Source organism: Lysinibacillus sp. fls2-241-R2A-57, assembly GCF_030209535.1.
Taxonomy (GTDB): domain Bacteria; phylum Bacillota; class Bacilli; order Bacillales_A; family Planococcaceae; genus Lysinibacillus.
In genome coordinates, this window is the sequence record NZ_JARVRU010000098.1 from 1 (window position 1) to 22,803 (window position 22,803).

Annotated in this window: 23 protein-coding genes; 19 read left to right on the plus strand and 4 right to left on the minus strand. The window is 37.6% G+C overall.

Going from position 1 to position 22,803, the window contains the following annotated elements; genetic code table 11:
- The first annotated feature begins 173 nt into the window (after positions 1-173).
- From QRN68_RS16490 to QRN68_RS16560, 15 genes are all read left to right on the plus strand, one after another.
- Complete coding sequence (locus tag QRN68_RS16490) at positions 174-1,187, plus strand: ABC transporter ATP-binding protein (RefSeq protein ID WP_285398003.1); 1,014 nt, start codon at positions 174-176, stop codon at positions 1,185-1,187.
- A complete protein-coding gene (locus QRN68_RS16495) occupies positions 1,162-2,151 on the plus strand; it encodes an ABC transporter ATP-binding protein (RefSeq protein ID WP_285398004.1) in 990 nt (329 codons plus the stop codon). The genes QRN68_RS16490 and QRN68_RS16495 overlap by 26 nt, the downstream gene beginning before the upstream one ends.
- A gap of 22 nt (positions 2,152-2,173) precedes the next feature.
- A complete protein-coding gene (locus QRN68_RS16500) occupies positions 2,174-3,796 on the plus strand; it encodes an ABC transporter substrate-binding protein (RefSeq protein ID WP_285398005.1) in 1,623 nt (540 codons plus the stop codon).
- Between the two features lie 358 nt (positions 3,797-4,154).
- Complete coding sequence (locus QRN68_RS16505) at positions 4,155-5,159, plus strand: ABC transporter permease (protein ID WP_285398006.1); 1,005 nt, start codon at positions 4,155-4,157, stop codon at positions 5,157-5,159.
- Between the two features lie 15 nt (positions 5,160-5,174).
- Positions 5,175-6,068 (plus strand): nickel transporter permease, encoded by an 894-nt coding sequence (gene nikC, locus QRN68_RS16510; RefSeq protein ID WP_285398007.1) that lies wholly within the window; start codon positions 5,175-5,177, stop codon positions 6,066-6,068.
- A gap of 385 nt (positions 6,069-6,453) precedes the next feature.
- Positions 6,454-6,633 carry a hypothetical protein gene (locus QRN68_RS16515; protein WP_285398008.1) on the plus strand — a complete coding sequence of 60 codons (180 nt, stop codon included), beginning with the start codon at positions 6,454-6,456 and terminating at the stop codon, positions 6,631-6,633.
- A 47-nt stretch (positions 6,634-6,680) separates the two neighbouring features.
- Positions 6,681-7,298, plus strand: coding sequence for a TerD family protein (locus QRN68_RS16520; RefSeq protein WP_285398009.1), 618 nt, complete (start codon positions 6,681-6,683; stop codon positions 7,296-7,298).
- A 25-nt stretch (positions 7,299-7,323) separates the two neighbouring features.
- Positions 7,324-7,905: a TerD family protein gene (locus QRN68_RS16525; protein ID WP_285398010.1), complete on the plus strand. Its 582-nt coding sequence runs from the start codon at positions 7,324-7,326 to the stop codon at positions 7,903-7,905.
- A gap of 31 nt (positions 7,906-7,936) precedes the next feature.
- A complete protein-coding gene (locus QRN68_RS16530; RefSeq protein ID WP_285398011.1) occupies positions 7,937-8,512 on the plus strand; it encodes a TerD family protein in 576 nt (191 codons plus the stop codon).
- A 145-nt stretch (positions 8,513-8,657) separates the two neighbouring features.
- Positions 8,658-9,848 carry an HpcH/HpaI aldolase/citrate lyase family protein gene (locus tag QRN68_RS16535; protein ID WP_285398012.1) on the plus strand — a complete coding sequence of 397 codons (1,191 nt, stop codon included), beginning with the start codon at positions 8,658-8,660 and terminating at the stop codon, positions 9,846-9,848.
- Positions 9,836-11,194 (plus strand): phosphoribosyltransferase family protein, encoded by a 1,359-nt coding sequence (locus tag QRN68_RS16540; RefSeq protein WP_285398013.1) that lies wholly within the window; start codon positions 9,836-9,838, stop codon positions 11,192-11,194. The genes QRN68_RS16535 and QRN68_RS16540 overlap by 13 nt, the downstream gene beginning before the upstream one ends.
- Positions 11,194-12,303: a cysteine protease StiP family protein gene (locus tag QRN68_RS16545; RefSeq protein WP_285398014.1), complete on the plus strand. Its 1,110-nt coding sequence runs from the start codon at positions 11,194-11,196 to the stop codon at positions 12,301-12,303. Before QRN68_RS16540 ends, QRN68_RS16545 begins: the two co-directional genes overlap by 1 nt.
- A 2-nt stretch (positions 12,304-12,305) precedes the next feature.
- The gene (locus QRN68_RS16550) at positions 12,306-13,121 is read left to right on the plus strand and encodes an HAD family hydrolase (protein ID WP_285398015.1); all 816 of its coding nucleotides are present in this window, start codon (positions 12,306-12,308) and stop codon (positions 13,119-13,121) included.
- A 116-nt stretch (positions 13,122-13,237) separates the two neighbouring features.
- Complete coding sequence (locus tag QRN68_RS16555; RefSeq protein WP_285398016.1) at positions 13,238-14,869, plus strand: YceG family protein; 1,632 nt, start codon at positions 13,238-13,240, stop codon at positions 14,867-14,869.
- A 21-nt stretch (positions 14,870-14,890) separates the two neighbouring features.
- Positions 14,891-15,925, plus strand: a complete 1,035-nt coding sequence (locus tag QRN68_RS16560; protein ID WP_285398017.1) for a toxic anion resistance protein — start codon at positions 14,891-14,893, stop codon at positions 15,923-15,925.
- 346 nt (positions 15,926-16,271) lie between these two features.
- Here the strand turns inward: QRN68_RS16560 and QRN68_RS16565 are convergent, their stop codons facing one another.
- Together QRN68_RS16565 and QRN68_RS16570 are read right to left on the minus strand one after the other, a co-directional pair.
- Complete coding sequence (locus QRN68_RS16565) at positions 16,272-17,360, minus strand: FUSC family protein (RefSeq protein WP_285398018.1); 1,089 nt, start codon at positions 17,358-17,360, stop codon at positions 16,272-16,274.
- A 233-nt stretch (positions 17,361-17,593) separates the two neighbouring features.
- Positions 17,594-18,880 (minus strand): glutamate-1-semialdehyde 2,1-aminomutase, encoded by a 1,287-nt coding sequence (locus QRN68_RS16570; protein ID WP_285398019.1) that lies wholly within the window; start codon positions 18,878-18,880, stop codon positions 17,594-17,596.
- Between the two features lie 131 nt (positions 18,881-19,011).
- Between QRN68_RS16570 and bcp the strand changes: the two genes are divergently transcribed.
- The 3 genes from bcp (at position 19,012) to perR (ending at position 20,996) form a co-directional block, all read left to right on the plus strand.
- A complete protein-coding gene (gene bcp / locus QRN68_RS16575; RefSeq protein ID WP_285398020.1) occupies positions 19,012-19,488 on the plus strand; it encodes a thioredoxin-dependent thiol peroxidase in 477 nt (158 codons plus the stop codon).
- A complete protein-coding gene (locus QRN68_RS16580) occupies positions 19,485-20,429 on the plus strand; it encodes a D-2-hydroxyacid dehydrogenase (RefSeq protein ID WP_285398021.1) in 945 nt (314 codons plus the stop codon). Before bcp ends, QRN68_RS16580 begins: the two co-directional genes overlap by 4 nt.
- 123 nt (positions 20,430-20,552) lie before the next feature.
- Positions 20,553-20,996, plus strand: a complete 444-nt coding sequence (gene perR, locus QRN68_RS16585) for a peroxide-responsive transcriptional repressor PerR (RefSeq protein WP_285398022.1) — start codon at positions 20,553-20,555, stop codon at positions 20,994-20,996.
- A gap of 24 nt (positions 20,997-21,020) precedes the next feature.
- Here perR and QRN68_RS16590 read toward each other — a convergent pair whose 3' ends face one another.
- A complete protein-coding gene (locus QRN68_RS16590; RefSeq protein ID WP_285398023.1) occupies positions 21,021-21,371 on the minus strand; it encodes a YgzB family protein in 351 nt (116 codons plus the stop codon).
- A gap of 30 nt (positions 21,372-21,401) precedes the next feature.
- A complete protein-coding gene (locus QRN68_RS16595) occupies positions 21,402-21,542 on the minus strand; it encodes a hypothetical protein (protein ID WP_285398024.1) in 141 nt (46 codons plus the stop codon).
- Between the two features lie 102 nt (positions 21,543-21,644).
- Here QRN68_RS16595 and QRN68_RS16600 point away from each other — a divergent pair, with 102 nt between their 5' ends.
- The gene (locus QRN68_RS16600) at positions 21,645-22,529 is read left to right on the plus strand and encodes a nucleotidyltransferase-like protein (RefSeq protein ID WP_285398025.1); all 885 of its coding nucleotides are present in this window, start codon (positions 21,645-21,647) and stop codon (positions 22,527-22,529) included.
- Positions 22,530-22,803: the final 274 nt, after the last annotated feature.

Sequence of the window (22,803 nt, forward strand, 5' to 3'; positions counted from 1 at the left end):
CGAAGCGACAGCAACAAATGTTTTATCTGTGCGAAAGCGAAGCGGCAGCTACAAAGCGCCTAGTCGGAACGGAAATAAGCACACGTTATTGTGATGAGCCAGTTAGTTTAGGTAATTCTAGTTCGAGTTCATATGTAATTAAGTAAAATATTGGTGGGATGGGGCGATTGATCATGAGGAAAAAGCTACTAGAAATAAAAGGTTTAAAGACAACCTTTTTTACAGATGATGGACAAATTCCTGCCGTAGATGATATCGATTTTTCTGTTCATGAGGGAGAAATTTTAGGGATTGTAGGGGAATCGGGGAGTGGAAAAAGTGTCACATCACTGTCCATTATGGGATTAATACCATCACCACCTGGAAAAATAACGGGTGGAGAAATACTATTAGATGGCGAAAACCTTGCGACATTATCTGATAAAGAAATGCAGAAAATTCGTGGAAAAGATGTAGCGATGATTTTTCAGGAGCCTATGACATCCTTAAATCCTTTATTTACAATTGGGGATCAGTTAAAAGAAGCGATTTTAATTCATAATCCAAAATGGTCGAAAAAACAAGCCTTGGCAAGGGCAATTGAAATTATGAAGCTTGTAGGCTTACCGCGTGCTGAGGGGTTATTAAAAGATTATCCTCATCAACTATCGGGAGGAATGCGACAGCGGGTCATGATTGCGATGGCACTTGTTTGTGATCCGAAAGTATTGATTGCTGATGAGCCGACTACTGCACTAGATGTGACAATTCAAGCTCAAATCTTGCAGCTGATGAAAGATTTAAATAAACGTTTAAATACGGCTGTTTTATTAATTACACATGATTTAGGCGTTGTAGCAGAAACATGCGAGCGGGTTATTGTGATGTATGCAGGTCAAATCGTAGAAGAGGCACCTATTCAGGAGATATTCGCTAATCCGAAGCATCCTTATACACAAGGACTTATTAAATCTGTACCAGATATGCGTTATAAAAAGGACAACCTATACTCTATACCAGGCAGTGTACCAAAGCCAGGAAGTATTCAGGAAGGCTGTCGTTTTGCAGCGCGTTGCGAATTTGCAATGGATCGCTGTGTACAAGAAACACCACCTTTATATGAAGCAGCAGAGCAGCATAAATCGAGATGTTTTTTACTAGAGAAACAGGAGGTGGAGCATCATGTCGAAAGTGTTGTTGAAAGTTGATGGTTTAAAAAAATATTTTCCCATTCGGAAGGGTGTCTTTAATACACAGGTTGGAGACGTAAAGGCAGTGGATGATGTTTCCTTTGAAGTTTTTGAAGGAGAAACATTAGGCATTGTAGGTGAGTCCGGGTGTGGTAAATCAACAACTGGTCGACTTTTAATGCGATTACTTGAGCCAACAGAGGGCAAAATTGAATTCGCAGGTAAAATGATTTCAGAATTATCGAATAATGAAATGCGTAAAGCCCGTAGAGACATTCAAATGATTTTCCAAGATCCTTATGCCTCTCTTAATCCGAGACATAGTATTGGGAAAATATTGGAGGAGCCTCTTATTGTTCATGGAATGGGCAATGCAAAGGAACGGAAACAGAAGGTATTAGAGCTTCTCGAAATTGTTGGGTTACATGAATATCATGTGAAACGGTATCCACATCAATTTAGTGGTGGTCAAAGACAGCGTATCGGCATCGCCCGTGCACTAATGACGAATCCGCGTTTAATAATTGCGGATGAGCCTGTTTCTGCACTCGATGTGTCCATACAGGCCCAAGTATTGAATTTATTGCAAAACTTACAAAAGGACTTAAAGCTAACTTATATTTTTATTTCCCATGATTTAGGGGTTGTACGCCATATTAGTAATCGTGTAGGTGTGATGTATTTAGGGAAATTAGTGGAGTTGACTGCAAGCGAGGATTTATATGCTGAGCCACTTCACCCATATACACAGGCACTGCTATCCTCGGTACCTGTTCCAGATCCTACGTTTGAACGTGAACAGCTCATTATTTCTGGAGATATTCCAAGTGCTTCGAATCCGCCAAGCGGGTGCACTTTCCATACGAGATGTCCTTTTAAAAAAGAAGAATGTTCTCAAATAGTTCCGAAAATGCATGAAGTGAAACCGGGTCATTATGTTGCTTGCCATCTATATGATGCAATCCAACATTCAATGATATAAAAAAAACTTAGGGGGAAAATCAATGAAGAAAAAGAAGCTTTGGACTTTGGGTGTAATGCTTATCCTTATTCTCTCGACAATCTTAGCTGCTTGTGGCGGTTCAGATACTAAGGATGCTGGTTCTAAAGATACGTCAACTTCAACTGGTGGCAAGGAGGCTAGCAGTAGCGGGCCAAAAACTTTAGTATATGGTCGTGGTGGCGATTCTACTGCTCTCGATCCAGCGACAGTGACAGAAGGTGAATCGTTTAAAGTGACGGTTAACCTCTATGAAACGCTAATTAACTTTGGAGAGAAGGATGTAACATTGCAGCCAGGACTAGCAAAATCTTGGGAACCTTCAGAAGATGGGCTAACGTACACTATGCAACTTGAAGAAGGTGTTAAGTTTCATGACGGTACTGATTTTAACGCTGAAGCAGTTGTGAAAAATTTTGAGCGCTGGAAGGCTGGTGCTGATAAATTCCCATACTACCATTCTCAATTTACAGTAGGTGGAAAGCAAGTAATTGAGTCGATCACTGCTGATGGTGATTATAAAGTTACATTTAAACTAGCTCAACCACAAGCAACGTTCTTGAAAAATTTAGCGATGTCTCCATTTGCTATTGCTTCGCCAGCAGCTTTTGAAAAAAATGATGAGGCACTTAAAGATCATCCAGTAGGTACTGGTCCATTCAAATTTGTAGAGTGGAAACGAAATGAGTCCATCACAATAGAAAAAAACCCTGATTACCGTATTGCAGATTTGCCGAAATTAGATAAAGTTATTTTCCGTTCTATTCCAGATAACTCCACACGATTCAATGAATTAACTAACGGTGATGTTGATGTAGTTGATGGTTTAAGTCCATCTGATAAAGCTTCAATCGAATCAAATGCAAATTTACAATTAATCGAACGTCCATCTATGAATGTTGGCTATCTTGGATTAACGGTAACACGTCCACCGTTTGATAACGTAAAAGTTCGCCAAGCAGTAAATTATGCAATCGATAAACAAGCATTAGTAGATGCGTTCTTTGAAGGATTAGGTGAGCCAGCAAAAAATCCAATGCCACCATTAGTTGCAGGCTACAACGATGAGGTTAAAGGCTATGAATATGATCCAGAAAAAGCAAAATCATTATTAGCTGAGGCTGGCTATGATGGTAAAGAAATCGAGCTATGGGCAATGCCTGTACCACGTCCGTACATGCCTGATGGTCAAAAAATTGCGGAAGCCATTCAGAAGAATTTAGCAGATGTTGGTATGAAATCTAAGATTGTATCGTTTGAATGGGCTACGTATTTAGAAAAGGCGGAAAATGGAGAGGCGGATGCGTTCTTACTTGGTTGGACAGGTGATAACGGAGATGCGGATAATTTCCTTTACACTTTATTAGACGGAGATAATATTGGTTCTAACAACTATACATTCTATGACAACAAAGAATTGCACAAACTATTAGTTGCAGCACAAACAGAAATGGATGAGGACAAGCGTAATGCCCTTTACAAGCAAGCTCAAGAGGTTATCTCTAAGGATGCTCCGTGGGTTCCACTTGCTCACTCTACCCCAATTTTAGCTGCTAACACTAAAGTTACAAACTATATTGCACATCCAACAGGTTCTGATCGTTTAGATACAGTAGATATGAAGTAGACATTAGAATTCTATTTTAATAAGAGCTTAGAAGAATCTGCTTGCTTTTCTGCGGGTAAGCCGTAGAAATCTCGCGGATTCTTTTTACTAAAGAATGATATGAAAATGCTCGTTTTTAATAGGCTAGAGTTAATTTTTTAATTTGATGCATCACCATAAGTTGGGGATGTCATTGTTAGAACGCTATGTATATAAGTTGATTTTTATTCGACTTGACTCCCTTAGAAAGCGCTCAGTCGGAACGGAAATCAACCTTACGTTATGGTGATAAGCCTCTAATAAAAAAAGTGGACAAAAGCGATTAATCAATATGCCTGATGCAACGCTATATTATGAAAATAACAGAGGGGTGAAGAGGATGCTTCACTATATGGGAAGACGGACGTTTCAATTAATCCCAGTTTTGCTTGGAATGACTTTTATCGTTTTCATGTTAATTCGTGCAATTCCTGGTAATCCAGCACAAGTAATTTTAGGACAGCAGGCAACGAAAGAAGCGGTCGAAGCGTTAAACGCAAGTTTAGGATTAAATAATCCGTGGTACACACAATATTTTAGTTATTTAGGTGGCATTTTTCAGGGGGACTTAGGAGTATCATTACGAACTAAGATACCTGTATCAGAGGAAATTTTCCCGTATTTAGCGGCAACAGCTGAGCTAGCGCTATTTGCCATGATTATCGCAGTGGTAGTTGGAGTTAATGCTGGCATTATTTCTGCATGGTTCCAAAACTCATGGTTTGATTATGTAGCAATGGTTGTTGCTTTAGTTGGGGTGTCAGTGCCCGTTTTCTGGCTTGGTTTGATGGAACAGTGGACTTTTAGTAATCAGCTCGGCTGGTTCCCGACGTCTGGACGAGAAGATGTGCGAGATCCAATAACCGCCATTACTCATTTTTATTTACTAGATACGCTTATACAAGGGCGCTTTGATCAATTTATTGAGGTATTAAAGCGATTAGTATTGCCAGGGATGGCACTTGCGACAATTCCAATGGCGATTATTGCAAGAATAACTAGGGCGTCAATGCTTGAAGTAATGCGCTCTGACTATGTACGCACTGCTCGAGCGAAGGGACAAAAAATGTTTATTGTCGTGTATAAACATGCTTTGAAAAATGCAGTTATTCCAGTTTTAACAGTCATCGGTTTGCAAACAGGATTATTGCTTGGTGGTGCTATTTTAACAGAGACCATTTTTAGCTGGCCTGGAATTGGTCGTTATATTTATGATGCCATTGGCTTCCGAGATTATCCTGTTATTCAATCGGGTATTTTAGTCATTGCTTTTATTTTTATCATGATTAACTTGATTGTGGATTTACTGTATACAGTGATTGATCCACGGATTAAATATAAGTAGAGGGGAGAGGCGATAATGACTGAAGCGATAGATATAAAAACAGAGGCAGCACCAAGTCGTGAACGTGCGTCAGGCCCTTGGAGAGAAGGCTGGCGTAGCTTTAAAAAGAGCAAAATTTCCCTAGTAGGTGCAGGCATTGTACTATTTTTTATTTTAATTGCTATATTTGGTCCGACGATTGCTCCTGAAGGTATTAATGAACAAAATTTAACGAAACGTTTATTAGCACCGTCAAGTGAGCATTGGTTTGGAACAGATGACTTTGGTCGGGATATTTTTTCTAGAATCATACATGGAGCTCGTATTTCTTTATCGGTAGGCTTTTTTTCGGTTATTCTTTCTGTTATTGTAGGTAGTTCACTTGGTATTATTGCGGGTTATTATGGAAGATGGATTGATACGATTATCTCGCGTATTTTTGATATTATGTTAGCGTTTCCTAGTATTTTACTAGCTATTGCAGTAGTGGCAGTGCTTGGCCCATCTTTACAAAATGCATTGATTGCCATTGCTATTATTAACGTACCAAATTTTGGTCGTCTCATTCGTTCGAAAGTATTAAGTGTCAAGGAAGAGGAATATATCGTAGCAGCAAAGGCCATAGGAATGCGTGATGCACGAATTTTATTTTCGCATATATTGCCCAACTCGATGACGCCAATAATTGTACAGGGAACGCTAGCTATTGCGACAGCGATTATTGAAGCAGCAGCATTAGGCTTCCTAGGATTAGGAGCTCAAGCACCAGCACCAGAGTGGGGGAAAATGCTTGCAGATGCCCGTATCTATTTATTAAAGGCACCGTGGACGATGATTTTCCCAGGCTTGGCTATTATGTTAACGGTTCTTGGTTTTAATCTAATGGGGGATGGTTTGCGTGATGCACTTGACCCAAAAATGAAAAGTTAATAGAAAAATCAAAAAACCTTCTACGCGTTAGAAGGTTTTTTAATATTCATTGGTCTGTCAAATAAAAGGATGCAATGGAAATGGAAACACTTTTTCACAAGGAACGTCTTTTAAAAGTAGAAATTTTTTTAAAAGCATTAGAGGACGAAATAAGAACAGGGTCAAAACCTTTTTATGGATTCGTTTATTGAGTTTTTTGTAGTATTATTTTAAAATTGAGATATATTGGACTTATCACCAAAAGTTGTGGATGACATCTCATCACCATAAGTTGTGGATGACATTTTTAAAAATATATGCACTGTATATTGGTTGATTGGAGTGGAGACTGGGTGACTCCTAGGGGATTAGCGTCACAGATGAGACCCTGGAGCGAGCATCGCGAGTGAAGCGGCTCATCGGACGCCCCCTGGAAGCTTTGCTCTGTGCGAAAGCGAAGCGTCAGCAACAAATGTTTTCTGTAGCGAAAGCAAAGCGGCAGCTACAAATGTTTTATCTGCGCGAAAGCGAAGCGTCAGCGGCAAAGCGCCCAGTCGGAACGGAAATCAACCACACGTTTTGGTGAGAATCTAGATTATTTCAGTACATACAAATTGTAGGAGGTTGTTAAAATTGGGAATTAATTTACAAAAAGGGCAACGTGTTGATTTAACAAAAGGTAATGCAGGTTTAAATAAAATTAAAGTTGGGTTAGGGTGGGACCCTGTAAGCCAAGGAAAAAGTGGTGGCTTCTTAGGCGGTTTATTTTCAAGTAAAAGTGAAAGTAATGAAAGAAGTATCGATTGTGATTCATCTGTATTAATGCTACAAGATGATAAGGTTATAGCAGGAGATGACGTTGTTTACTTTGGAAAATTAACAAGTACATGTGGTTCTGTCCGACATTCAGGCGACAATTTAACGGGTGATGGAGATGGGGATGATGAAGTTATCATCATCGAGTTATCTTCTGTACCAACGCAATATAACAAACTTGTATTTGTCGTGAATATCTATGATGCTGCAGGACGTAACCAACACTTTGGTATGATTCAAAATGCATATATTCGTGTGTATGATGACAGAACTGGAAATGAATTAATTCGTTATAATTTATCTGATAATTATTCGAACTTAACGACGCTCATTTGTGGTGAGATTTATCGTCATAATAATGAGTGGAAGTTCGCTGCTGTTGGCACAGGTACAAACGATATGAAGCTTGGCGATGTAGTTCGAAGATATCAATAATTTAAAATATAGGAGGAATAGAATAATGGGAATTTCATTGCAAAAAGGTCAAAAGGTAGATTTAACAAAATCAAATCCAGGGTTAACAAATGTTGTTGTTGGTTTAGGCTGGGATACAAATAAATATGATGGTGGAAATGATTTTGATTTAGATTCATCTGTATTTTTACTTGCTGATACAGGGAAAGTAGCAGATCAAAATGATTTTATCTTCTATAATAATCCAACAGGTGGTAACGGTTCAGTTGAACACTCTGGTGATAATCTAACAGGTATTGGCGATGGCGATGATGAAGTGGTAAAAGTAGCTTTAACTCAAGTACCTGCACATGTACAACGAATAGCATTCACTGTAACAATCCATGAGGCAGAAGCGCGTAGCCAAAACTTCGGTATGGTTTCTAATGCATACATTCGTATTATGAATGCAGCTTCAAATGAGGAACTAATACGTTATGATTTAGGGGAAGATTTCAGTATTGAAACAGCTATTGTTGTAGGTGAACTGTATCGCCATAACGGTGAATGGAAGTTTAACGCAGTCGGAGCTGGTTACCAAGGTGGATTGGCTGTTCTTTGTAACGATTATGGCTTAGATGTAAACTAAAATATATTTTTAAAAATGAAGGAGAATTCTAATGGGTATTCAATTAAGTAAAGGGCAACGCATTGATTTAACAAAGCAAGATCCAGGCTTAAATAACATAGGTATTGGATTAGGCTGGGATGTGAAACAATTCGATGGTGGGCAAGACTTTGACTTAGATGCATCTGTATTTTTACTAGATGCATCTGGGAAATGCCGTAATGAACAAGACTTCATTTTCTACAATAATTTAAAGAGTGCAGACCAATCTGTCGAGCATATTGGTGATAATCGTACAGGTGAAGGCGATGGGGACGATGAAAAAATTCTTGTGAACTTAAAGCAAGTATCTCCTCAAATTGAAAAGATTGTTGTGACTGTTACAATTTACGATGCAGAAGGACGTCAACAAAATTTCGGACAAGTGTTGAATGCATATGTTCGTTTAATGAATGAAGATTCGGGATCAGAAGTACTGCGCTACGATTTAGGTGAGGATTTCAGTATTGAAACAGCTGTCGTATTTTGTGAGCTGTACCGTCATAATGGCGAGTGGAAATTTGCTGCAGTAGGCTCAGGCTATAAAGGTGGATTAGCAGCATTAATTAATACATTTGGCCTACAATAAAGTAAGCGGCATTCTTATTAACATTTGTGGTGTACAAGATGAATAAGAAAGCAACGGTGTAACCAAGGCACTGTATTGGTCTGTAGAAGCAGGCCGATGCAGTGCTTTTTTACAAGGAATACTTTTTACAGAGGAGGGGAATAATTTGCAACATTTTGCAACAGAAGCAGAGACGATTTTTTATAAAAAGCCACAGCCTTTTACGAAATGGGAAACCCCAGATATTTTGTCATATGCCTTGGGTGCGACTTTGTATATGCCTGCATCTATGCCCAATATTGTGAGTATAATACAATCACGAAAATATAAAGAGCTGGCATCATTGGTCATAGATTTAGAGGATGCAGTAGGAGATACTGAATTAGAGAGCTGTGAGGCAAAATTGATAGGTGATATTAGTGAATTATATATGCTCTATAGCACTAAACAACTACTACCTCAGGAATTACCACTAATATTTATTCGCGTTAGAAATATCGGACAATTCAGACATTTAATCACTATGCTAGGAGAGCGACAAGAAGTATTAACAGGTTATGTATTTCCTAAATTTACAGCAGCGCAAGGGGCTATCTATTTTGAATTATTGGAGCAAACGATTCAACAGCATCAATTAACCTTATATGGTATGCCGATTTTAGAAAGTCGTGAAGTTTTATATAAGGAATCTCGTATGGATGCGTTATTTGCTATTAAAGAAGTCCTGCAGCAATACCGACAGCGAGTATTAAACGTGCGTATAGGTGCCACTGATTTTTGCGGAATATATGGCATTCGGCGTCGTATGGATTCGACAATTTATGATATAAGTGTAATCCGAGATTGTGTTGCTGATATTATCAATGTACTAGGTCGTGAAGAAGATGGCTTTATCATTTCTGGGCCTGTATGGGAGTATTTTAGTAATCAACGTGTATTAAAACCAGAATTAAGAGTAACACCGTTTAGTGAAAAGGGTGCACTGGCTACACGCAAGGCATTGTTAGATGATTGTTTAGATGGATTAATGAAGGAAGTATTAATGGACAGACAGAATGGAATATTAGGTAAAACGGTTATTCATCCTAGCCATATTCGTGTTGTACATGCTTTATATGCTATTTCCTATGAGGAATATTTAGATGCGCTAAGTATTGTAGAAAATAATGATGGTCAAAAAGGTGTTTTGAAAAGTCACTATGCCAATAAAATGAACGAAATAAAACCACATATGAGATGGGCTCAGCGAATTTTGCGTCAGGCACATGTATATGGGGTCTATCACGAGTCCATAGATTTTGCCTCACTGTTATTAAATTCAGAGATAGGGAGTAGTGACTGTCTATGCAACAAGTAAAAAATAAGTTAAATATTCTTCAAAGTTATGACATAGAGATTGAGATCACACATAATCCATATGATTTTGTAGCCACAGATTTATTTAAAATGGCGGCACGTATTAATAAGAAAAGACAATTTTTATTTGTCAGTACGGTTCTTGGAAAACATTTAGCTGTTCGTCCACAAATACCATTGCTTACAGGAAATCTCCTAGCAATGATGTATTATCAGAGGCTTGTTGATCAAGAAGTAAATAGCATTCCATCTATTGTACAGGCACTTAAAACTTTCAATGAGCAGGATGATTTACAACGATCTATGGATGCATGTATGACACTGCCTGAGGAAACATTGTTTATTGGATTTGCAGAAACAGCAACAGCACTTGGTCATGCTGTGTTTAATACGTTTCAATCGAATGCTATGTATATTCATACGACACGAGAAGAGCTACCTGACTTCGAACCATTTGTTACATTTGAAGAAGAACATTCACATGCGACAAGCCATAATATTTACACTGAAGAACCTGAAAAATTGTTACAGGCAAAGCGCATTGTGCTAATTGATGATGAGATTACAACTGGAAATACGGTCGTTAATATTATTAATACGTTACGGAAGAAATTTCCTTTAGTCAAGTATTATACGGTGCTATCCATTTTAGACTGGCGTTCTGAACAACAGCAAGCCGTTTTTAAGCAATTAGAGGAGAAGTGGCAAGTATCGGTTGATTTTATAGCGATTATGGGTGGTCACTTTAGTTGTGGTGGTACACCGCTTTTAACAAGTAGCCCAAATAGAGCAATGGACTGTGTTGCACAAGATATATCGCTATTACCGATAAAAGAAACGGGTGAGCGTAGATATTATCGTTCTATTGCGGAGAACGGTCTAGAAAACAGTGAACCCTATATGCTAGCAACCGGAAGATTTATGTTGACGTCTGAGCAGCATAGCAAGCAAAAGGATGCATTACAGGCAATCGCCAAGCAATTAAAAAAACTACGAACAGATGGACCGGCACTAGTAATTGGAACAGGTGAGTTTATGTATGTCCCAATGCAAATGGCCGCTTACTTAGGTAAAGATGTTTATTTTCAATCAACAACACGAAGTCCGATTTATTGTACAGATCATGAAGACTATACAATAACAGAAAAAATTGCTTTTGAATGTCCTGAAAATAATGGTGTTGAAAACTATTTATATAATGTACAAAGTCACCCTTACTCGGAACTATTTGTAGTTGTGGAACGTATAGCAAATAAAGAAGTTCTAGCACTATTTGTGAAAGCATTGCAATCTGTAAGTAATGCAAAAATTTATGTAGTTTGTATGCATGAAGTGGAGGGAGAATAATGATCTCAATTATGCAGCCAGATAAAATGGGTAGCTATGCACCTGAAGATGTTGTTTTTTTATTTCGTGATATTAGTAATGTCTTACTTGAATTGGATAATGAAAAACGTGAACGTCTTATCCAATCTGGTACGCATTATTCAGAAATGTTGCCAGTCGAATATCATCCAACCGAGGCGTATATGGCACTTTTTCATGAAACTTTAAGTGTCTATAAAGAACGCATTGCATTAGCTGTTGGTATTGTGGCTGAACAAATTGTAGAACATCATGGTTTAGAAAATTTAGTACTTGTGAGTTTAGCAAGGGCAGGTACGCCAATAGGCATTTTAATTAAACGTTATTTAAAAATGCGTTATAGTGTCTGTGTCCCTCATTACTCCATATCCATTCTTCGTGGTCGAGGTTTTGATGAGACAGCTATTCGGTACATTTTTGCTAAACATTCTCAAGCAAGTATTCAATTTATCGATGGCTGGACGGGTAAAGGTGCCATCACAACGGAATTGCTACAGTCATGTGAAAAGTTCAATGCAAATCATAAAGAGCAACTGAGTGCAAATTTGGCTGTGTTGGCTGATCCAGGACATTGCGCTTCGATTTATGGAACGCGTGCAGATTTTTTAATCCCTTCAGCATGTTTGAATTCCACTGTATCCGGGTTGGTGAGTCGTACGGTTTTGAATTTGCAATTTATGGATGAAACTGATTTTCATGGGGCTAAATACTATAAAGAACTCGAGGATGTAGATGTGTCAAACTTATACATAGATCGTGTAGCTGCATGTTTTGAAAAAGTGCAGAAGGAGGTTGAACAACAACTGCTGGAGCGAACAGCCTCTCCGATTACTTGGCAGGGCATGAAATCAGTGCAAGCGATTCAACAGGCATTTGGTATTGATAATATTCATTTTATTAAACCTGGTGTTGGTGAAACAACACGAGTATTACTAAGACGAATTCCATGGAAAATTTTAATTAATCCAAAATACATGAATGAACTTGAACACATCTTATTATTAGCGCAGGAAAGAAATGTACCAATAGAAGAATATTCAAATATGTCGTATGCATGTTGCGGCCTTATTAAAGAAAGAGAGAGGAGATAAATATGCTACTATTTACATCTGATTTAGATCGAACACTCATTTATTCAAGGCGCATGATGGATAATTTCCCGCCAGCAACAGATACAGTTGTAGTTGAACAAAGAGCGAATGAAATCATTAGTATGATGACAGAAGTAACTGCGCCATTACTGCAACAGGTACATAAACAGGTGCAGTTTGTACCAGTGACAACACGAGCTTTGTATCAATATGAACAAATTCATTTTATCAATGATTTGAGCCCTACTTTTGCAATTACGAGTAATGGGGGTACAATATTAGAAAAGGGTCGTCCATATGAACCTTGGACAAAAACATTACGTATGCGTATTGAAGACTCTTCCATTCCTCAGCGGGATATGTTAAAACATTTTCATACAATAAAATCGGACACATGGCTACAGCGTTCATTTTACATAGATGACCTATTTTATGTTCATCATGTTGATGTAGATGTTTTACGCCCGGATGAATTACAAGCAATTATCCAGGAATTTGACGGATACGGTTGGCATGTTCTTCTACAAGGCAAAAAATTATATTTTATGCCTAAAGTACTTACGAAGGAAGCGGCGATTGAGTATATGAAAGAACTTTGTACATATGATGTGCATGTAGCAGCTGGCGATTCTATTATGGATTACGGAATGCTTGCGATGGCTGACATCGCTTATACACCTCATCATGGGGATTTAAAGGATAAACAACCACGAACGCTAATGAATACAACCTATTCGGTGCACAGTGGTGAAGCATTTACAAAAGAATTACTTGAAGCAGTTTTAAGACTCGCTACAAAGCAAACAGTTGTTAAGTAAGTTTCATTTAAATAATCGGCAAGTAAATATAAGTGATGCAACACAATGGGTAAACGTGAATATGTTATTTTTGAGCATGTGTTAAAGAAGATGATTTTGGAGGAGGTGACGTTTGTATGCAAACAATCACAATTAAATCAGTGCTAGAACGTGATCCGGATGATTGGCTACAGGCGTTCCAAGATTCACCAAAGAGTCGCGCATTTTATGAGGAAACAGCGCAGCAGGTGAGTTTTAGTCGCATTGCTGTTCGTGTGTTAGGTACACCGATAGAAGAAGATGATTATTTTAATTCATTATTTACATTGTCACAACAGTCAAATATCCATATTTTAAGTGAAGAATTAAACAAATATATAGAACAAAAGGATTTTCAGGCACTGCAAAATATTTTAACACAGCATCAGCAAACACCTAAAGGTTTATCTATTAGTCGTTTAGTGGCTATGATGTTTGGTTATCAGTTAATACCGAAGCATGATGATGCCGACATGAATCGTCATTTACAGCTGGCGACGATTCGAGTTGTTGAACGTTTTCAAGAGCAACAATCACTAGGTTTACTTGCAAATGATTTTCGTCGATTTTTAATTGATATGGTGAAGTGGTTAAAAAACCATTGGATTGAATGGACGAAATCGATGAAGCCGACAGATGACTTTCCAAAAGTCGTTTGGTATGGCGAAACAACAATTAGTCAGAGATATTTTTTATTATTATTAATGGAGCTTGGCTGCGATGTATTGATTTTTCATCCAGCTAAAGTTGATGAATTTGCAGAGATTGATCCTACAGATGCGTTTTCGATTACGCATTCCTATGCAAGTCAAACAACGTTACAGCCTTTTCCTGATAAGATGCGTGACCGTCAGGCGACAGTTGGTTATCGTTCAAGTCAGCATTTCGAACAATTAATGCATGATCAGCAATCGGGTGTTTTTAAACCTTGGCAGTTTAAAGATTTCCTGCCTCGCTCTTTAACGCTACGTATGACATACGATGATATTTTTATTTATGCAAACGAGAAGGCCATGGTTCGCCCGAAATTTGAAGTGATAAAAGATGAAGTGATAATCCCAGTCATTTTTGCGAAAATAAGTGGTGTTTCGAGTAGACGTGAAGAATATTGGCATTATATGCATCAACTGCTTGCTAGCCAACAAACTGTATTTGTACAGGAGTTTCCATTTGTGACAACTAGTAGAGCCAACTATCATTTTCACTATAAGCATTGCCTAGTGAATGGTGAACTATCAGTAGAGCGTATTGTGCAAAGTGATTGGTGGCAATATGGCGATCTAACATTAGAACTACAACGTGCAATCGCCCATACGATAAAAACTTCATGTGAACAGCCAATGCTGAAACAACAGCCAAACGAACCTTTGTATGACTTACAATTATTTTTATTTAAGCAAATGACGATGATCCCTCAAGAAATACTGCGTTTATTGCAAAGCTTTGATTATTCGCAAGAGGTGCCGAAATTGGTATTATATCAAGCACCGCAGCAGCCAACTTTATCTCGAGAGGATATTGTGCTTCTTGCATTTTTAAATCGCTTCGGTATTGATATTGTATTATACAATCCGACAGGCAAACTAGATTTAGAAAAATATTTGCAAGAGGATACATTTGATGTACATCGTTTGGAGCACATGTTGTTTGATTTACAATATGAAGAACCAAAACAACAAAAAAACAAACCAGATAAAATGATAAAAAAACTATTTAATCGCTTTTTCTGATGGTTAGGAAGGAGGCGCACGATGTCAAATAACCCTGTTACTCTTGAGCAACTGACACTGGAAACAGCAGAAGCAGCAAAACAACAATTACGTCAAAATGCGGAAGTAAAGCAAATTGCAGATCAGATAAATATAAAAAATCAACTAGATTTAATGGCATTGGGTAAAGGACCTGCAACGAAACTATCACATTTCTCTGATCAAATTTTAAACATGATAACGCAATCTAAAGCAAATGAATCAAATGATTTATTAAAGCAGCTTGAAGTCTTGATGTCAAAATTCGATAAAAAGGAAGTAATTGAGCAGAAAGGCTTTTTTAGAAAGTTGTTTAAGCGTGAAGTACAAAAAGAAGAAGATTTGTTTGCCAAATACAATATTCTAGGTAGAGATATAGAGAAGATACATTATCAATTTGTGCTAATGGAAGAAGCATTGGCAAAGGATAATCGTATGCTTGCACGACTATACAACGAAGATTTGATGTATTATCTTGACCTTGAAAAGTATATAGTAGCTGCAGAATTAAAATTACAAGAAGTCTCGACAACATTAATACCTATGTATGAAAAGCAGAGTGAAGCAGGTAACCAAATAGCAAGAATGGAACTAAATAGTTTGCAAACCATTGCTGAATTGCTCGAGCAAAAAATAGAAGAACTTGAGAAATCACGTATGGTTGCTATTTTAGCAGCCCCGCAAATTGAGATGCTTCGTTATGGCAATAGTGAGCTAATGGAGCAAATTAATAATGCGTTTGTAACAACGATTCCTGTTTTTAAAATGGGGATTATGAATGCGGTTAATGAAAAACGTCAAAAACTACAAAATGATTCAGTAGCAGCCTTTGAAAAGCGTATGAAGCAATTCGGAGGAGTTAGCAATGAAACTGTGGAACTAAGTACTGCTATGGCACAACAGCCTGAAACCACACAAACTCTCGAAGAAATATGGGATACCATTGTTTTAGGTATTACTAATTATAGGAAGTTGCGCGATGAACAAACAGAACAGCGTAAGCAAGCAGAGAAAAAACTGATGGCATTACGTAACTGAAACGTTCATAAAAAAAGGAGAGTATCCCCTCTAAGGTAAAACTGTTATTTTAGGGGGGCTTATTCACTAAAAGATGCTGATGCTTAAGAGCATGTTGTTTAGGGAAAAATAGGTTTATTTTGAGCGATAAAAGGATTTTTTCGTTACTATTTTGCTAATATATTTCCATTTTAACTGATTGTAGCGTAGGTCTACTCGACTCCCGCGACAAAGCGAGTAGCACGTAGCGGAAATCAGAGCCTTCTAATTAATAAGGATGGACAAAATGGTTAATCAACACACCTGTTGCAGTATATCAAATTTAAAAAACGACAGAATGGTATAATCCAATCTATCGTTTTTTTAGTTAAATAAATTCCTCTTCAAATTCCACATTGATTTCATGACCATGATGAGTCTGATACGACACGATGAGCGTATCTAAATGCTCTAGGTTTTCTTCGTAATCTAAAATACGCGATAAAATATAAAGCAAGTGATAGCTTGAGAATTCTGTATCGCCTTCATCATGTGCATACGTGATTTGTTTGATAAATATTTCCATCAACTCATTGCGCTGAACATAATCGATGTTTTTACTCCACTCTGAATGTTCGGGCTTTAATTTCCCTGTATATTTTAACAATAGCTGCTCATGGTAAGTCAGCAGGAAATCAAGTCGCTCTTGAATCATTAAATGAAATTGTGTCGGTAGCTGTGCTAATTCATTTTCATGATTATGAAGACGCTGAAGCAGCTCCAAGCTTTTCTTTGACGTTGTAATCATTTGACGATAAACAACTAATTTACGTGCTTTTACATACTTTTTATTTTTTAAATAATTACGTTCTTCCTTATAAAAATCATACAGTGTATCAACTCGTTGCATACGATCCTTAAATTTGCTTAATGCTCCTTTTGTTGATGTATGTTCAGATGCCTGACGTACAGCAAGTCTCGTCCAGCGAATTATATCATCCTGTAAAAAGTAAATCTTACGGAAAAGCTTTACTTCGTATTTTGGTGGTAGGAAGAATAGGTTGACAACAAATGCTGCTAACACTCCAACTAAAATGGTAATAAAGCGAATAAGGCCAAATGTAATGAAGTCATCACCCTGAATCTCCATAATTGCTACAACTGTGACAAGTGCTAGAGACAACGATTTTTCAAGTTTAAATTTTAACATTAAGCCAATAGCAGTAATGACGGCAATGCCAACTGCTACTACATGGTGACCAAAAAGTAAGCCGAAAATGACCGCGATGGTAGCTCCTATAATATTTGCCTGTACTTGCTCAACTATCGTTTGATAGGAGCGATAAATAGATGGCTGAATCGCAAAAATAGCTGCAATTCCGGCAAAAACAGGTGAAGGTAACTCTAACAACTCAGCAATAAATAGGGCGAACACAATGGCAACACCAGTTTTAAATACACGGGCACCTAATTTCATAGAAAGTGGATGTCCTTTCTGTCTAAAATTTTTAACTTCTTTCAGCGGGACACAATTATGCTAAGGCATAATTAATGCTTCTTTACATTATAGAAGGAAGTGTTCATAAAATACATAGATTTGTATGTCATTTAAATGAAAAAAGACGACTCTTAGAAGAGCCGCCTTACTAATTTATGATTGTCGCTAATTTAAATAACTGTTGAACAGATGTTTTTTATGCGATTACATAATTACAATTGAGAAAATGCATGATCTACTGCTTTAATTGTTTCAAGAATATCTGCCTCTGTATGTTCTGTTGTTAAGAACCATGCTTCATATTTCGATGGTGCTAAATTAACTCCTTGTTCAAGCATTAATTTAAAGAAGCGGCCAAAGATTTCACCGTCTGAGTTTTCAGCCTGCTCATAGTTTTCTACTGTCACATCTGTAAAGTAAATTGTAAGAGCCCCTTTAAGACGATTAAGAGTAATTGTTACATCATGTTTTTTCGCAGCAGCCAAGATCCCTTCCTCTAAAATGCCTCCGAGACGGTCCATTTCATCATAAATACCTGGCGTTTGTAATACTTCTAGGCAGGCAATACCAGCTTGCATAGATGCAGGGTTTCCGGCCATTGTACCTGCTTGGTAGGCAGGACCAAGTGGAGCAACTGTGTCCATAATTTCTTTGCGACCACCATATGCACCAATTGGTAAACCACCACCGATTACTTTACCAAGTGCAGTAAGGTCTGGTGTTAAGCCTAATAAGTTTTGAGCGCCACCATAGTGGAAGCGGAATGCAGTAATAACTTCATCGTAAATCGTTAATGCACCTTTTTCCTTTGCTGTTGCATGAACTAATTCTAAGAAGCCAGGGTTAGGCTCTACGATACCGAAGTTTCCAACGATAGGCTCTATTAAAATGGCAGCAATTTGATCGCCCCATTTATCCATAGCTTCCGTAAATGCTTTAGGGTTGTTAAATGGTACAGTAATAACTTCCTCTGCTGTTGAAGTTGTAACACCTGCTGAGTCTGGTGTTCCTAATGTTGCAGGACCAGAACCAGCCGCTACTAATACTAAGTCAAAGTGACCGTGATAACAGCCAGCAAACTTCATAACTTTTGTACGACCAGTATAAGCACGAGCGACACGAATTGTTGTCATGACAGCTTCTGTACCAGAGTTGTTAAAGCGTACTTTATCCATAGATGGGATTGCTTCTTTTAGCATTTTAGCAAAAGTAACTTCGTATTCTGTTGGTGTACCAAATAAAGTGCCATTCTCCGCTGCATTTGTAATTGCTTTTGCGATATGCGGGTGACCGTGACCAGTAACGATTGGACCGTAAGCTGCTAGATAGTCGATGTAGCGGTTGCCATCAACATCCCAAAAATAAGCTCCTTTTCCACGAGCCATTGCTACCGGTGAACCTCCACCAACTGCCTTATAAGAACGAGAAGGGCTATTTACACCACCAACGATGTGCTGTAGCGCTTCTGCGTGTACTGCCTCAGATTTTGTGTGATTCATATATATTGCCTCCTAAATCTTTATACTTCATCTATTGTAGACCTATCAGTGCAAGAAATCCAAAGAAATTAAGGGATATGACTTGTTTTGTTACTTGGAGTAAAATAAAACATACAGAGGAGGAGATTGATATGGCTTTAATAGAAGGAAAAAAAGCACCAGATTTTTCCCTTATGAATGAAACGGGAGAAAGAGTAACGTTAGCGGATTTCAAAGGACAAAATGTTATTTTATATTTTTATCCTAAAGATATGACGCCGGGTTGTACTACGGAGGCTTGCGACTTCCGTGATAAGCATGAGGATTTTAGTAAATTAAATGCAGTTGTACTTGGAATTAGTCCTGACGATGTGAAAAAGCATGTCAAATTTATAGATAAGCATGGATTACCATTTTCACTATTAGTGGATGAGGACCATGCAGTGGCAGAGGCGTATGGAGTATGGGTACTGAAAAAGATGTATGGACGCGAATATATGGGTATAGAACGTTCGACATTTTTAATTGATGCAGAAGGAAATCTTATAAAGGCTTGGCGTAAAGTACGTGTGAAAAATCATATTGAAGATGTGTATACATATTTAGCAGAATGGGGGGTAACGCAATGAGAATTTATTTTACGTTTGAACCAAGACCAGACTTACGTGAGCCACTAATAGCAGAATTTCCGCAAGTTAATTTTATTTTTGAAAATGGTTTATCAAACGATGAACTACAAAAAGCAGATGTGCTTGTAACCTATGGTGAAGATTTAACTGATGAAAATATTCAGTATGCAACAAATGTTAAGTGGATTTTTGTAGCTTCAGCGGGGGTAGAAAAAATGCCAGCTCAAGCCATTGTTGAACGAGGGATTTTAGTTTCAAATGTGCGTGGCATTCATAAAACACCAATGGCAGAATCGATGCTCGCCCATATTTTAGGGATTAAGCGTGCACTGCCTTGGATCTATGAGCAGCAGCAGAAAAGTGAATGGTCAAAAAAAGCGAAACAAACCGAGTTACGTGATAGTACAGCGCTTATTTTAGGACCAGGAGCTATCGGCTCGGAAGTAGGTCGTTTATTGCAAGCTTTTGGTGTTGCGACGATTGGCTGTAACCGTTCAGGTAAGGAAGCGGCTTATATGAATGACATGGTGAGCTTTGATCGATTAATAGAAGTTTTACCAAAGGCTGATATTGTCATTTCTGTATTACCTAAAACAGCAGAGACTACACATTTATTGAAAGAAGAACATTTTAAAGCGATGAAAAATGATGCTATGTTCATGAATTTTGGACGCGGAAACTTAGTAGAGGAAAACGTTCTGGTTCATGCGATTCAATCGGGTGAAATTGGTTATGCTGTTTTAGATGTATTTGAACAAGAGCCTTTAGCAACGGATCATCCATTATGGACTTTACCAAATGTAATTGTATCCCCACATATTTCAAGCCACTCATCGCGATATGTTGAACGTAGCTTAGAAATCTTTAAGCCAAGTTTAAAGAAGTGGCTGCGTGGTGAAACAGACTTAGAAAATGTAATGGATTTATCAAGAGGTTATTGAGGTACCATAAAAAGAAGTTATTTAAACTGAAATGTGTGTGAATGTTGACAGAAGTAAGCTTAATTCGATACACTATTTATAACAATTATCAATTAATAATATTTATGAAAGAGGTGCATGACGATGTCTGCAACGCATTTACAGGATGCACTTGACACGTTAAAAACAACTGGTGTACGAATTACTCCTCAGCGTCATGCTATTTTGGAATATTTAATTCAAACAATGGCACATCCAACTGCCGATGAAATTTATAAAGCACTTGAAGGGAAATTCCCAAATATGAGCGTAGCGACTGTCTATAATAACCTTCGCGTATTTCGTGAAGTTGGTCTAGTGAAAGAATTAACTTATGGTGATGCTTCAAGTCGCTTCGATTTTGTTACAAATGATCATTATCATATGATTTGTGAATGCTGTGGGAAAATAGTCGACTTCCATTATCCTGGTCTCGACGAAATAGAACAATTTGCATCACAAGTAACAGGCTTTGATGTGCATTCGCATCGTTTAGAGATTTACGGCACTTGTCCATCGTGTAAAGATGTATCTACAAAGGTACAATAAAAAATCCTAGCTCTTATATGAGGGCTAGGATTTTTTTGTCTTATTATAAGATTGGTCGAACTCTTTTCCTTCTAGAGTTGGATCCAGCGTTAAAGGTTCATTGCAGTACATACACATATCTACACGACCTAATATTTTTGTGTGCTTATTGCAATTAGGACATGCTACCTGAACGGCTCGTGCTGAGAGAAGTCCGATCCATGCATATACGACTGTACTCCCAATAATACAAAGTACACCAAGGGACATGAAAATTAATACTAGAATAGGATAGTTTTTAAAGAAGATTCCCCCATACATAACTACAAAGCCGATAAAAATAAGTGCTAATGCGAATGAACGAATCTTATTAATTTTACTTTTGTAAGGTTTCATTTATCATCTTGCCTCCCAATCTAAAATCTACTATAACATATAAGAACAAAGTATTTTAGCTTTGTAAGCATGGAAAGAAGGAATACTTTTAGAGTATGTCGAAATTTTAACGAAATCGATTTCGCCTTGGCGTAATTGTAGCTGACGCGTTGCTTTCGCTACAGAAAACATTTGTTGTTGCTGTCGCTACGCTTTCGCACAGAAAACAATTGTTGCTGTCGTTGTGCTTTCGCGACAGATAAAAGGTCATAAGCAAATAGAGGAGGACTGAACATGGAGCAAGTTTTACGTTCAATTTACCAGGAACGTGCAAGTCAGTCGAATACATTAGGCGTTATTTTAGTGGAAAAACGTGAGGAACAAAGTAATGTTACAGATACATTTGATACAATCTTACTGATTATTGTAAAAGAAGCAGAAAAGCCAGTCTTTACGAAACATTACTTATATGAAGGAAATAAAGTAGCTTTACATACTGTTACTGAGAAAATGATACGAAAGTGGTTACTTATTGGCTCAAATAAAAAAGTGGTCGATTGGATTTTCTTTGGTAGAGTATTATTCGATCGTAATGAATTTCTTCATAAATTAAAAATTGAATTACAGGAGTTTCCGTTTAGCGGTCGTAAAATCAAAACGGGTATTCAATTTTCAAAGTTAATTCGACGTTACTTAGAAGGAAAAGAGTACTTTGAAAAGGGTAGTTATCTAGATGCTTATAATCATGTAGTAGATTCATTACATCATTTAGGTCGTTTATCGATTATTGATAGTGGACTTTATCCGGAAGTAACTGTTTGGGCACAAGTGAAAAAAATAGAACCAGCGATTTATAAATTATATGAGGAGCTCGTTATGAGTAATGAGCCGATAGAAAAACGATTAGAGCTATTGTTTTTAGCAAGTGAGTTTTTAATACATTCGCGTACTAGAGACGGCGCTCAACATATTTTAGAAGTAATGCAAGCAAAAGAAACTTGGACAATCCAGGAATTGCACGATCATGAGGAGCTCATGAACTGCTCAGTTGATTTAGAAGTGTTTATAGAATACTTAGTGGATAAAGGCTATATTCAAATAGAACCTATCGTTGCGAAAAGCGACATGATATTCCACCGTCATTACAAGGCAAATAAAGAAGCTCTAGAAATGGAGTAGGGACTGTAGTATGCTAGTAATCGAGGTATAAAAAAATACCTCGATATTTTTTTGAAAAAGTTGTTGACGATTAATATATCGGTATTGTATTATATTAATTGTCGCTAAGACATAACAAAAACTCAACGAAATGTTTTAAAAAAACTTTTTCAAAAAAGTTGTTGACACGAATTGAGTGAGATGTTAATATAAAGGAGTCGCTGAAAACGAGCGGCAACAAAATGAACCTTGAAAACTGAACAAGCAAAACGTAATCAATAAAGTTTTTAGTAGC